Source organism: Micromonospora andamanensis (genome assembly GCF_016863495.1).
Lineage (GTDB): Bacteria > Actinomycetota > Actinomycetes > Mycobacteriales > Micromonosporaceae > Micromonospora > Micromonospora andamanensis.
The window spans coordinates 15648-28246 of the sequence record NZ_BOOZ01000009.1 but is presented as its reverse complement, the minus strand read 5'-3'; the positions used below and the strand labels follow the sequence as shown (position 1 = coordinate 28246).

Here is a 12599-nt window from a genome sequence, read left to right as displayed (position 1 = left end):
GCGGTCCCGGCCGGTACGTGTCACATAAACCGGGGCGGCAGGGCGCCTAATCCTCGTAGCCTGCGGGGAAGTCGTCACGGGTGGGTTGCCAGGTGCCCGCCCGAGCGGACTCAAGTTGCTCGCGGGTGAGCACGGTGCCGCGGGGCATCGTGATCCGGGTCAGGCGTTGCAGACCGACGGGGGCTCCGTTGACGCTGTCGGCGGCTCGGGCGTTGATGTCGTCGAGCAGCCGGTGAATCAGCAGGGCGAGACAGTTCGGTCCGAAACCCGGGTAGCCCCAACCGATCCCCCAGTAGGAGCCCTGCGGAGCGGGGTACAGCGTGCCGTCGGCGGTGCGAACCCAGATCGGATGATCCAGGATGATCTCGGCCAACGGGGATGTCGCCCGGAGCCGTTGCGGCGCGGCGGCACGCAGCTCGATCTCGTCGCCGTCGCGGCGGCGGACCACAGGCGCGTCGGTGGCCGGGTCGCGCAGGGTCTCCTCGTCGACGTCGACCTCACCCAGCAGCCGGAACGCCGCGCTACGGGTGGTCGGCTCCAGCCGTGCGATCCACTCGTCGACGGTCGGGCTCGCCGCTCTGACCGTGAAGCGGTGGCCGAACGGGCAGTCCGCGCCGTTGTCCCACTTCAGCATCTGTAGCAGGCAGTGCTCAGCGAGGGTGTCCTGCCGACAGAGGATCTCCCACCAACCCGCTCGGCGGGTGCCCTCGTCCACGTCGTCCAGGTCGACCGCCGGCACGGGCATCGGCCGGGCGGCGACGACGGTGGTGCCAGCACCCACCGCACGCGCCACGGCGTCGATCTCCCCTCCGGCGGACTCGGCCTCTTGGCGGAAGACGGTGCGGGCAAGCTCGACCAGGAGGCGCGCCGCCGGATGGTCCGCCTTGTAGAGGCTGGCCATGCGAAGGAGTGCGTCGGTGTCCAGCTCCGGATCTCCGGCCAGCGCCTCGACAGTGGCCTGGCCCGGCCGCCAGCGGGTGAGCAGAACCTCCCTACGGAGGGGCAGCGGCCAGTACGGTAACGGCTGGCCGATCAGCGCCGACAGCTCCGTCCAGCTCAACGGGGAGCCCGCATCCTGTGCCGGAGTCATCGGCAGCGATTCGACAACGGGACCACCGACGTCGAGGCCGGGGGCCACCGTCGCCGCGCCCACCACGCCCCACGCACGCAGCAAGGGGGACAGATAACCGCGCGGCGCGGGACGCCGTCCCGAGACCGGCCAGACGACGGCCATCGTTCCCACGGGTGTGGCCCACATGAGCGCGACACTGTCGGCGATCAGCCGGGCGCCGAGGTAGGGGCGGGGACCCGTCGCGGCCGGCCAGTGGCTCAGCGGGACCCGGTCGGCCAGGTGCAGCGGGGAGGTCACCGCCCACCTGTAGAGATCGGTACGCCACCACCGGCGGTGTCTGCCCTGCCCGGTGCGGGGTGCGGCGAACTGCCCGGTGGAGTCCCACAGTTGCACCTGCGGCCCGCTCACCCCGAGGACCGCAGCACACCCGGCGAGGTCCAGGCCCAGCATCTCCGAACCGATCGATGAGTGACTCTCAGCATGCGGGTAACCACACATGGTTCCGACGATGCCAGAGTTCGCCGACACTTTTCTCACCCACGGCAGCCACCCCTTCGAGATCCTGTTGTCGGTGGGGTGGACGCGCGGCGGTCACTGCGCGGTCGTCGTGCCTTGAGACCACTTCGGACCGGCGTGACTGAGGGCCACAGCGTAGCGGCTGTCGCGGAGGTCGGTGGTCCCCCGGCGCGGGTGCGGCTGCGGTTTCCTGCTGTCGATCGGTGCGGGGTGACGTCACCGGTTCGGTCGGGGTGCTTCGTGGGTGGCGCTGTCGGCGCATGTCCACAATCCGACTCGACCGAACCAGGATCGATTCGAAAAGCGATCATCACTGCGTCGTATCTTGCAGCTGCGACCAGGCGCCGATTCCGTTCAGGTGATGGTTAGCTCCGTTGATCTCGTGGCCGCGTCGAGGGGTTGAGAGTGGTCCTCCGCAAGAAACACGTGGGGAAGAGGGCGAGGGCTGGCGGGTCGGGCGGAAGTCCAGGCCTTGGCCAGGGTCGCGGAAAACGCCATGCTCGGGACCGGGATTATCCGCCCGTGGAAATCAGGCCGGATCCCTGGCAGCGCCTGATCGCCGTCGGTAGCATCCTGTCGGTCTTCGTGGTCGCGGTCGGACTGTATCTCAGTAGTGAGGCGGACCGTGCGCAGCTCGATGTGGCGCTCAAGGGGCAGGCCAGCGACAGGTACAACGACGCGGTTCGGCAACTCAACGAACCTGGGCGTGAGAAGCTCCTGCTCCGGGTGGGTGCCATCTATGCGCTTGAGCAGTTGATGCGGAACTCGCCATCCGACCAGCCGGCGACGATCGAGATAATTGCCGGATTCGTCAGGTTGAATTCTCCGCTGCCGGCCGTCCCTGGGCCCGATGCGGCGCTGGCGTCGACCAGCCGAGCTGTGAACCGATCGGACCGCGTCCGGTTGCCGATCGACATCCAGGCTGCGTTGACAGTTCTCGCCAGGAGAAACTCCGAAGAGGACGACCGGGCGGTGTTGACGTCGGAAGGGCTGGCGAACAACCAGCGCAGTGGAGACGGTTTGGAGCTTCCGGACACCTATCTCCGGGGGGCCCGGATCGACGGCATCACTCTCGATGGGGCTGACCTGCGGGGTGTGGATCTACGCGAGGCGCGGGTGGCGAGCGCCAGTCTGCGGGGCACGAAGCTGGAGTGGGCCAAGCTTGACAACGCCAATCTTTCCCATTCCATCCTCCACGTCACCGATCTCTCGGGAGCAAGTATGCGTAACGCTGCTCTGTTCGGAGCATCACTCTGGCAGGCGGATCTTTCGGGTGCCGATCTGCGCGGCGTGACAGACCTTTCATCAAGCCAGCTGCAGTGCGCCGTCACCGATGCCGAAACGAAACTCCCCGCAGGCGTCGAACCGCCGCCCGCTGGTGCATGGCGCCTTGCGGAGTGTTCGACAATCACCTGGAACTAGCCCGGATTTGACCCACCGGCGGTGGCGGCGTCGTTGCCGTCCGTTGCCCGCCGGTGCGGCAAGCTCGGGTCTGCGGAATCGAGCGACCCTGCTCACCCGACGAGGTTGCCCCGCTCCCGCGGGCCGGGCTGTGATCCGGGCTGCCTGCGCTGGGCGGTGGAGTGTTGCGGCCAGGCGTCCGATAGATGTCGGTCTCTTGACGGGGAGTGAATGTTAACGCTATCAATGAGGTAGCGGGCACGGCGGGCACGGTCGGACGGGGACCGTGCCCGCCCCCGGATGGCCGGCTCGCAGTTGGCGAAAGGGCGAAGGCGATGGCGCGTCGGCAGCTCAGGTGTCGCGGCTGGGTGGCGGCGACCGCCGTCCTGCTGACCACTGCGGCAGGTGTCCTGGTGGGACCGGCCGCCCCAGCGCAGGCCGCCGCCGTCACCTTCACCAACCCGCTGGCCGAGCAGCGCGCCGACCCGCACATCCACCGGCACACCGACGGCTACTACTACTTCACCGCCACGGTGCCCGAGTACGACCGGATCGTGCTGCGTCGCGCCACCACCCTCCAGGGCCTCGCCACCGCACCCGAGCGGGTGATCTGGCGCCGGCACAGCAGCGGTGAGATGGGCGCGCACATCTGGGCTCCGGAGATCCACTTCATCGACGGCCGGTGGTACGTCTACTTCGCCGCCGGCCGTACCGACGACATCTGGGCCATCCGGCCGTACGTGCTGGAGAGCAGCGCCGCCAACCCGCTCGACGGCCCGTGGGTGGAGCGGGGCCAGCTCCAGCCGGCGCGCAACAGTTTCTCCCTCGACGCCACCACATTCATGCACCAGGGCCAGCGCTACCTGGCCTGGGCGGAGTACGCCGGCAGCAACTCGAACATCTACCTCGCCCGTGCCGTCAACCCCTGGACGTACGCGGGCACGCCGACCTTCATCGCCACCCCGACGTACCCCTGGGAGACCCGCGGTTACCGGGTGAACGAGGGACCGGCGGTGCTCATCCGCAACGGCCGGGTCTTCATGACCTACTCGGCCAGCGCCACCGACGCCAGTTACGCGGTCGGCCTGCTCACCGCCGCTGCCGGCAGCGATCTGCTGAACCCGGCATCGTGGAGCAAGCGCGCGACGCCGGTGCTGGCCAGTGACAGCCGGACCGGTCAGTACGGACCGGGGCACAACTCGTTCACCGTCGCCGAGGACGGCAGCGACGTGATCGTCTACCACTCCCGCAACTACGAGCGGTACCTCGGCAACGGATACGACCCGCTGAGCGACCCGAACCGGCGGACCCGGGTCCAGCGGGTCTACTGGAACGCCGACGGTACGCCGAACTTCGGCGTACCGGTGCCGGACGGCCTGACGCCGGTCCGGCTGCGCGCCCACGACCTGCCCGACCGCTACCTGCGGCACTGGGAGTTCCGGGTCCGGCTGGAGCCGAACGTGACGAACCTGGCCGACTCGCAGTTCCGGATCGTCGCCGGCCTGTCGAACTCCTCGGCGATCTCGCTGGAGTCGACGAACTACCCCGGCTACTTCCTGCGGCACCGCAACCATCAGGTCTGGGTGGAACGCAACGATGGCTCGAACCTCTTCCGGCAGGACGCCACGTTCACCCGGCGGGCCGGGCTCGCGGACGCGGCGAAGGTGTCGCTGGAGTCGGTGAACTTCCCCGGCCAGTACGTCCGCCACCGCGACGGCCTGCTCTACCTGGAGGCGGTACCGGACGCGGCCGGACGGGCCTCGGCCACCTTCGCCCTGGACTGAGCGGCAGCCCGGGCCGGCAGCGGGTCGGATGTCGGGGGGCGTACCTAGACTTCCGCGCCATGGCGACGGTGACCTTTGTGGATGAGAGCACTGCGGGTACGCGGACTCCCGCGTGGGCCTTGCAGATCTTCGAGGAGCGGTTGACGCTCCGCGAACTGATCCGGCGGCGGATCCACCAGGAGGTGGTCGAGCACAACGCGGCCAGCCCGGAGCCACGTCGGTCACTTGTGCAGCCCACCTCGACCGAGCGTGCCCTCAACGGCGAGCAGGGCGAGCGGCCCCGCCGTCGGGTCGACCCGCAGCGGCAGGTCGCCCTCGCCGAGAAGGCGTTCGGCAGCAACGGGTTCGTGGTGCTTGTCGGCGACCGGCAGATCGAGGAGCTGGACGACGAGGTCGACCTGCGCCGCGACACGGCTGTCACCTTCCTCAAGCTCGTCCCGCTGGTCGGTGGCTGATGACCACCACCACCGACACCGTCTGGTACGCGGACCGGGCCCGCGACCTGGTCGCCGCGAAAGACCCGGCCAGCCTGGCCGTCCATCTGTACACGCACGCCCGGCTCTGCCGCGACAACCCGGAGGTACGCGCCGCGCTGCGCGCGCTGTCCCGTTCGGACGTGGCGCGTCTCGTGCAGGCGATGGCCGCCCTCGTCCGGCAGGACCAGGTTCGTGCCTGGCCGCCGCGCGACCTGATCGGGCAGCTGGCTCGCCGGCTCCCCACCGATCTGGCGCCGGAGCAGCTTCAGGATCTCGCCGCGTTCGCCGTCGAGGAGCCGTACGCGTTGTCGCCGACCGCGTTGGAGACAGTGGCCCGGGGCCTGGCCGCCACCGGCCCGATCTCCGCCGACCTGATGGAGGTGCTGGTCGACAGGTCCGACGAGAGCCAGCGGCTGCGGCAGTTCATCGCCGAACTGGCCGGGCCGCGTCTTGACCCGGAGGACCCCTGGGCCCGGCAGATCCTCACCGAGCTGCCCACACTCGATCGGGCGTGGCGACAGTTGGTCGCCCACGCCAGCACCGCCACCACACCTCGCCCGACGGCCGGCTGGTCGACCGAGGCGACCCGGCTGCTCGCCGAGGTCGACCCGAGCGAGGCCGGGCAGCTCTTCGACGGGTGGCTCACCACCGCCACCCGCGCCCCGCACCAGCAGCCGAGTTCGATGAACGCCGACCTGCTGCGCGGCCTGCTCTGGTTGGTCGAGCGGACCGGCCCGACCCCGGAGCAGGTGCGCCGCATCGGCGGTCTGGTCGAGGCGATGCTGCGTCGCCTGCCCGGCGTCGGTCCGGCCTGCCCGAAGGTCGCCAACGCCGCGGTCGGGGTGCTCGGGCGGCTCGACGGCGAGCCAGCGCTGGCGCAGCTGGCCCGGCTGTCGGCCCGGGTCACCTACAAGGGCACCCGCAAGGAGATCGACAAGGCGCTCGACGCTCGCGCCGCCACCCTCGGCATCAGCCGGGACGAGATCGAGGAACTGGCAGTTCCGGACTACGGTCTGACCGGGGTGGGCCGGCACGAGGTGTCCCTGGGCGGCTGCCGGGTCGAGCTGTCGCTGGTGTCCACAAGCGTCGCGCTTACCTGGTTCACGGAGTCTGGCCGGCAGGTGAAGAGCCCGCCAGCGGCGGTACGCCGGGAGCACGCGGCGGAGCTGGCCGACCTGAAGAGCCTGGCCAAGGAGATCACCGGCATGCTGGCCGCCCAGGTGGCCCGGCTGGACCGGCTCTTCCTGGCCCAGCGCACCTGGACCTTTGCCGCCTGGCGGCAGCGTTACCTGGATCACCCGGTGGTCGGCGCGCTGGCCCGCCGGCTGCTGTGGCTTGTCGACGGGGTGCCCTGCGGTTGGGCCGACGACGCACTGTGCACAGTCGACGACACCCCCGTGGCCGCTGGCGACGATGCCGAGGTGCGCATCTGGCACCCGATCGGTCGGCCGGTGCCGGAGGTGGTCGGTTGGCGGGACTGGTTGGAGCGGCACCGGATCGTCCAGCCGTTCAAGCAGGCACATCGAGAGGTCTACCTGCTCACGCCGGCTGAGGAGAACACCGGTACGTACTCCAACCGGTTCGCCGGGCACATCCTGCGGCAGCACCAGTTCCACGCCCTGAGCGCGATCCGGGGCTGGACGGACCGGCTTCGGCTGATGGTCGACGACTCCTATCCGCCGACCTTCCGGGAACTGCCCGGGTGGGGGCTGCGGGCCGAGTACTGGGTGGAAGGGGTCGGCGACGAGTGGGACACCGACACCACCGACAGCGGCTCCTACCTGCGGCTCGTCACCGACCAGGTGCGCTTCTACCCGATCGCCGCCGCGCAGAACTGGTCGCACGCCTCCGGGGGCGGCTATTCGGCATCGCCGTGGTCGGACGCCCGACCGGGCGACCCGTTGCCGCTCGACCGGATCCCGCCACTGGTGTTCAGCGAGATCATGCGGGACGTCGATCTCTTCGTCGGGGTGGACAGCGTCGGCAACGACCCGACCTGGTCGGACGGCGGGCCACAGGGCCGGTTCCGGGACTACTGGTCGTCGTACAGCTTCGGGGAGTTGTCCGCGACCGCCGAGACCCGGCGGGAACTGCTGGCCCGGCTGCTGCCCCGGCTGGCGGTGGGGCAGCGGGCCCGCCTCGACGGCCGCTTCCTGGTGGTCGACGGTGACCTGCGCACGTACCGGATCCACCTGGGGTCGGGGAACATCCTGATGAGCCCGAACGACGAATACCTCTGCATCGTGCCGGACCGCAGCACCGGCCGGGCGGGCGAACAGCAGTTCCTGCCGTTCGAGGGGGACGGCATGCTCGCGGTCATCCTCAGCAAGGCGTTGCTGCTGGCGAAGGACGCCGAGATCACCGACGCGTCGATCACCCGCCAGCTCAGATCCGGCGGATAGCTGGCGGATGGGATCGCGGCCCTGGGTGGTCTGCCCCGCGATACCGTGGTCGGGTGCGAGGCGAAGCGGCCACCACCGGGCGATGGCTCCGGTTCGTGCTGCTGGCCTGCACCCTGTTCGGGTTGGCCGCGATGCACAGCCTGGGTCATGATCCCGTCCTCGGCACGGCCGGCCACGGCGGCCATGCCGCACCGATCTCGTCAGCTCACCTGGACGGCTGCCACGACGAGCGGTGTGTGGCACCGGCCGCCCAGACCACGGAGGAGCCGGGGCACGGTCATCCCTCAGGCTGGTCGGTCTGCCTGGCCATCGCCGCCGGCCTGGCACTCGCCGCCGTGCTCGCCGCCCATCACCTCAGGCGTACGCGCAGCGTGCGACCGCCGGATCGCCGGCTCACCCGGGCCCGGGGCGGCCGTGCCCCGCCGGCGTTTCCCATGATCGGTCTGACCACGGCCTCGGTGTCGGTGCTGCGGACATAGGAGCGACACGCGGGCACCCGGATGGGTGACCGCGCCGACTCGTTTCCGGTCCACCGAATCTGGAAAGGCCCTGTCAACCATGAATCGCACCTGTCCACGCCGTGCCGTCTGGGTCGGCGTGAGCCTCACCGTGGCGATCGGTCTCGCCGGCTGTGCCGCCGACAATTCGACGAGCGCCGGCCACAACATGCCGGGCAGCCCGTCGGCCAGCGCGTTCAGCGGAGATGCCGCCACCAGCAACGCGGCCGACGTGATGTTCGCGCAGATGATGATCCCGCACCACGAGCAGGCGGTCGAGATGTCCGACCTCGCCGCCACCCGTGCCTCCGACCCGGAGGTGAAGCAGCTCGCCACGCAGATCAAGGACGCCCAGGCGCCGGAGATCGCCCAGATGCGGGGCTGGCTCACGTCGTGGGGCGCACCGATGCCGATGGCCAGCGGTGGCCGGCACGGCATGCCGGAGATGGACCACGAGATGCCGGGCATGATGTCCGAGGCCGACATGGCCAAGCTCGCGGCTGCCTCCGGCACGGAGTTCGACAGGCAGTTCCTCACCATGATGATCGCCCATCACGAGGGGGCCATCACGATGGCTGAGGAGGAAGCCGCCCAGGGCGTCAACCCGGACGCCACAGCGCTGGCGCAGCGGATCGCCACCACGCAGCAGGCCGAGATCGACACGATGAGGAAGGTTCTCACCCGGCTGTGACGCCGTCCGGTGCCCGGGCGGTCCGCCGCCCGGGCACCACCTCACCCACCACTCGTTTCCAGCGATGGCTCGACGGCAGGACCGCCGGCAGGTCGGGTGGGCACCTCGACACGACCTGCCGGCGGGGCTCACCTGGTGGAGGGGCGCCGGGTGAGGGCGAATCCGACAACGCCCGCGACCGCGGCCAGCATCCCGCCGGCCGTGGTCCAGATCCAACGGGAACCGGCCTCGGGCAGCCAGCCGGTGAGGCTCAGATTCCAGCCGTCGTCGTCGCCCTGTGGCGCGACTGTCGGTTCGGCGGCCAGGATCGAGCCGGCGCTCGTCGGGGGCACCAGCGCCGCCTCCAACCTGCCGTCGTCAGCCGAGCTGCCGGCGTCGTCGGTGGTCGAGACCAGCAGGTCCACGTCGATCGGCAGGCCGAGGTCGGTCTCCGGCACGTCGACCACGGCCAGGCGTACGTAGTAGGTGCCGGGCAGCGGGTCACCGGACCATGGTTCGGCCCACGGACGTACCCGCCGCAGGGTGCAGCCGATGCCGACGGTACGCGCCGAGGCGTCGGCGGTGGGCGTCTGCGCGCCGGCCGTGCACGCCTGCCGGCGACGCAGCCCGTCGAAGACCTCCACGGTCCAGGTGGAGCGACCGCTGCGGTTCTGCGCGAGGGTGACCGTCGCGGTGATCTCGTGGATCTCGCCTGCGGCGGCCGGGAAGGACCAGTAGAGGAATTCACCTGTCGAGGCGGCGACCCGGACGGGCTGTCCGGCGGCGACCGGGGTGGCACTCAGGTACGAGGTGCCGGCCTTGGTGACAGTGACGGCTCCGGGGGTGGGGGTGGGGGTGGGGGTGGGGGTTGGCGCGGCGAGCACCGGGCCGGGGGTCAGTGCGACACCAGCGGCGATCAGTGCGGCGGCGGTTGCCGAGCGGGTGAGCATCTCTCAGTTCCTCCAGGTGGCTACCCACCAGCGGGTGAGCAGGCCGGTGACGAGCCCGGCGAGCAGGCCGGCCAGGGTCAACAGGAGCAGCAGCACCCAGCCCCGGCCCAGGTCCGGTCCGTCCGGGGCGGACGACGCGGCGACCACGTCGACTGTCAGCTCGACGGGCATGCCCGGGTCCGCGGCGGTGCCCGCCCGGGGCGAGAACATGTTGCTGACCACCAGGCAGACGGTGGTGCCGGCCGGGGGCGCGCCGGCCGTCGGAGTCGCGTCGGTGTCCTCGTCACGCTCGGCGTCGTCTCCGGCCGACCAACGCAGCCCGGTGGAGATCACGTCGGTACGTCCACTGCCGGCGTCCACTCCGCGGACAAGTTCCCGGCCGTCCGCAGCGGTGGCCCGCAGCAGCACTCCGTAGTCGGGGTTGACCGGCCGGTCGAGCGCGACGCTCACCGAAGCCCGCAGTTCCTGGCCCGGTCGCACCGGCACCCGGTACCACCGATGCTCGGAGAAGGTCTCCCGGTCGGTGTAGACCCCCGGGGAGAGCAGCGGCGCGCCCTGGCAGGCGTCCGTCCCGTCGACAGCCGCCGGGATGGTGGCGTACGTGTCGCGGGCCCGGTCCACAAGTTGCTTCAGCCGGTCGGTCAGCTCCTCGGCGCTCTGCGCGGCGGTGTAGGTACCGCCGGTGGCGGCGGCGATGCAGAGCAACTGCCGGCGTACCTTCTCGTCCGGTGCGAGACCGAGGGTGTCCACCACGAGGGTTGTGCCCTTGGCGGCCAACTCCCGCGCCACCTGGCAGGGGTCCGGCGGTGCGCAGGTGTCCTCCCCGTCGGTGATCAGCACGATCCGCCGGGCGGTCGTGCCGGCACCGAGGTCCTTCGCGGCTTCGCGCAGGGCGAGTCCGACCGGGGTGAAGCCGGTCGGGCGCAGGGTCGCCACTGCCGCCTTCGCCTGCGTCCGGTCGACCGGGCCGACCGGCACGATCTGCTGGGTGTCGCGGCACCCCTGCTGCTTGTTCTCGCCCTGGTAGGTGGCGCCCAGCACCCGGATGCCCAGCTGTGTCCCGTCGGGCAGAGCGTCCACCACCTCGCCGAACGCCTGCTGGGCCACCGAGATCCGGCTGCGTCCGTCGATGTCGGTGGCGCGCATCGAGCCGCTCACATCCAGTACGAGCTGGACCCGTGGTGGTTCGGCGGGCGGTTCCGTCCGGTCGTCGGCGAACGCCGGCACCGGGCCGGCCAGCGTGGTCGCCGTCAGCAGCCCGAGCAGGACGGCTGACGACCATCTCTTGTTGATCACCGGGCGGAGTGTAGACAAGTCCACTCAGGACAGATCATCCGGCCGCCAGCCGCTAGCGCGCGGTCAACGCCGCGGCGGTACGGACGAGGTCCGCCTCGACCGCGAAGCGACCGGTGATCAGTGCGGGCGGGTGGTCGACCGGCACGTCGGTGACCCGGGCGGATGAGATCCGCGCGGTGAATGTCCCGGTGTCGGGATCGAGGTGCACGAGCGCGTCGTGGAAGTCGAGCCAGCTGCCGACGACCGGATGCCACACCTTGTAGACGGTCTCCTTGGCGCTGAAGATCACTGCCGGCCAGTGGACGCCGGGCGGCAGTCGCTTGACCTGCTCGTCCTCCTCAGGCAGGCAGATCAGTCGGCGTACCCCGGCGCTGAGCTCGCGGTGCTGCTCGGCGTCCATGCCTACCGCCCGGATCTCGTCGCTGCGGGCGACGGCGGCGGCGCAGTAGCCGCGGGTGTGGGTGATGGTGCCGACCGTGCCCGCAGGCCAGACCGGTGAGCGGTCGGCGGCGGCCGGTATGGCGACAGGTGGTAGGCCGAGCGCCGCCATGGCGCGTCGGGCGCACACCCGGCCGGCGGTGAAGTCGCGGCGGCGGCTGTCCACCGCGCGATCACCGAGACAGGCCGCCTCGGCTGCGTGCAACCGCCCGGACCAGTCGTCCGGACCCGCCACGGCCACCGCCACGGCGGGTGGTAGCAGGTCACGCATCTGCGGCTCCGGAGTAGTGCTTTCGGCCAATGGTGCTGGTACGAGTGGCCGGGGACGATGGGTGCTCCCGGTTGATGCAATGCCTACGGCGGGTCGCGGCGGCCATGGTTGGCCAACGTACCGCAACGTTGTAACGCCTCAGTGTTCCCGAACGCTGTAGGTGCGCACGGGCATGTTCGACCCGGCGGTGGGCGGGCACGCCCGCTGTCCCCGGTGGAGGCGGAAGGGAGCGCGATGACGGGTGTTACGGATCGCTCGGGAGTCACGGTGGCGGAGGCGGGCGGGATCACGCCTCCCAGGCGGGCGGGCGAGCACGCTCCGGTGACCCCCGAATGGACATGTGGCACCTGTGGCGGCGAGTGGCCGTGTGAGCCCAAACGGAAGCGGCTGCTCACCGAGTACGGCGTGGATCGGGCGATGCTCAGTGTCTACCTGGGCGCCTGTCTCGCCGCTGCCGCGGAGGATCTGCACGCCGCCGGGTCGACGTCGTTGCAGGACCGGTTCTTCGGCTGGTTGCCACCCCGCCCCAAAACGGCAGTGAGTCCCCGTCCGGACGACGTCCAGTCCGGAGGACGATTCGATGCGCGGTGATGTCACAGGATGCTGAGTGGCTGGACGAAACGGTTCAGCCCCGCGTCGGGTGGTCACTCCTGGGCGGCGCAGAGTCCGTGGGGAGTCACGCAGCGACAACGACGACCCTGACTTCTTGTCGCATTCAGCATTCGTCGGAAATCTGACCCGCGCCGCCCCGTTGTGCCCCCGGTCGCCTGTGGTTAAGCTGCTGGTGCGCGCCCCAATCGCCCGCTTCCCCCGTGGCAGGCGATCG

Annotated in this window: 11 protein-coding genes; 7 read left to right on the top strand and 4 right to left on the bottom strand. The window is 70.6% G+C overall.

Annotated elements, in window-relative coordinates:
- Nucleotides 1-46 precede the first annotated feature (46 nt).
- Nucleotides 47-1522, bottom strand: a complete 1476-nt coding sequence (locus tag Van01_RS10615) for a hypothetical protein (protein ID WP_204005137.1) — start codon at nt 1520-1522, stop codon at nt 47-49.
- A 588-nt stretch (nt 1523-2110) separates the two neighbouring features.
- Between Van01_RS10615 and Van01_RS10610 the strand changes: the two genes are divergently transcribed.
- From Van01_RS10610 to Van01_RS10585, 6 genes are all read left to right on the top strand, one after another.
- On the top strand, nt 2111-3010 hold the full coding sequence (locus tag Van01_RS10610) for a pentapeptide repeat-containing protein (RefSeq protein WP_204005135.1): 900 nt from the start codon (nt 2111-2113) through the stop codon (nt 3008-3010).
- Between the two features lie 314 nt (nt 3011-3324).
- On the top strand, nt 3325-4773 hold the full coding sequence (locus Van01_RS10605; RefSeq protein WP_239098985.1) for a family 43 glycosylhydrolase: 1449 nt from the start codon (nt 3325-3327) through the stop codon (nt 4771-4773).
- A gap of 59 nt (nt 4774-4832) precedes the next feature.
- Nucleotides 4833-5228, top strand: a complete 396-nt coding sequence (locus tag Van01_RS10600; RefSeq protein ID WP_239098984.1) for a hypothetical protein — start codon at nt 4833-4835, stop codon at nt 5226-5228.
- Nucleotides 5228-7651: a DUF4132 domain-containing protein gene (locus Van01_RS10595; protein WP_204005133.1), complete on the top strand. Its 2424-nt coding sequence runs from the start codon at nt 5228-5230 to the stop codon at nt 7649-7651. Before Van01_RS10600 ends, Van01_RS10595 begins: the two co-directional genes overlap by 1 nt.
- A gap of 53 nt (nt 7652-7704) precedes the next feature.
- A complete protein-coding gene (locus Van01_RS10590; RefSeq protein ID WP_204005131.1) occupies nt 7705-8130 on the top strand; it encodes a DUF6153 family protein in 426 nt (141 codons plus the stop codon).
- 79 nt (nt 8131-8209) lie between these two features.
- Nucleotides 8210-8839 carry a DUF305 domain-containing protein gene (locus Van01_RS10585; RefSeq protein ID WP_204005129.1) on the top strand — a complete coding sequence of 210 codons (630 nt, stop codon included), beginning with the start codon at nt 8210-8212 and terminating at the stop codon, nt 8837-8839.
- A 128-nt stretch (nt 8840-8967) separates the two neighbouring features.
- On the opposite strand, the gene Van01_RS10580 is transcribed toward Van01_RS10585, so the two are convergent.
- The 3 genes from Van01_RS10580 to Van01_RS10570 are packed head-to-tail and all read right to left on the bottom strand — an operon-like array spanning nt 8968 to nt 11773.
- Nucleotides 8968-9768: a peptidase gene (locus Van01_RS10580; RefSeq protein WP_204005127.1), complete on the bottom strand. Its 801-nt coding sequence runs from the start codon at nt 9766-9768 to the stop codon at nt 8968-8970.
- Between the two features lie 3 nt (nt 9769-9771).
- Nucleotides 9772-11064, bottom strand: coding sequence for a VWA domain-containing protein (locus Van01_RS10575; protein ID WP_204005125.1), 1293 nt, complete (start codon nt 11062-11064; stop codon nt 9772-9774).
- 52 nt (nt 11065-11116) lie between these two features.
- Entirely contained in the window at nt 11117-11773 is a 657-nt protein-coding gene (locus tag Van01_RS10570; protein WP_204005123.1) for a 4'-phosphopantetheinyl transferase family protein, read from the bottom strand.
- 234 nt (nt 11774-12007) lie between these two features.
- Between Van01_RS10570 and Van01_RS10565 the strand changes: the two genes are divergently transcribed.
- The gene (locus Van01_RS10565) at nt 12008-12364 is read left to right on the top strand and encodes a hypothetical protein (protein ID WP_239098983.1); all 357 of its coding nucleotides are present in this window, start codon (nt 12008-12010) and stop codon (nt 12362-12364) included.
- Nucleotides 12365-12599 lie beyond the last annotated feature (235 nt).

Coding starts and splice junctions, on each gene's coding strand:
- Van01_RS10595 (WP_204005133.1), top strand. CDS start 5,228: ATGACCACCACCACCGACACCGTCTGGTACGCGGACCGGGCCCGCGAC.
- Van01_RS10600 (WP_239098984.1), top strand. CDS start 4,833: ATGGCGACGGTGACCTTTGTGGATGAGAGCACTGCGGGTACGCGGACT.
- Van01_RS10570 (WP_204005123.1), bottom strand. CDS start 11,773: ATGCGTGACCTGCTACCACCCGCCGTGGCGGTGGCCGTGGCGGGTCCG.
- Van01_RS10565 (WP_239098983.1), top strand. CDS start 12,008: ATGACGGGTGTTACGGATCGCTCGGGAGTCACGGTGGCGGAGGCGGGC.
- Van01_RS10580 (WP_204005127.1), bottom strand. CDS start 9,768: ATGCTCACCCGCTCGGCAACCGCCGCCGCACTGATCGCCGCTGGTGTC.
- Van01_RS10605 (WP_239098985.1), top strand. CDS start 3,325: ATGGCGCGTCGGCAGCTCAGGTGTCGCGGCTGGGTGGCGGCGACCGCC.
- Van01_RS10615 (WP_204005137.1), bottom strand. CDS start 1,522: ATGCTGGGCCTGGACCTCGCCGGGTGTGCTGCGGTCCTCGGGGTGAGC.
- Van01_RS10585 (WP_204005129.1), top strand. CDS start 8,210: ATGAATCGCACCTGTCCACGCCGTGCCGTCTGGGTCGGCGTGAGCCTC.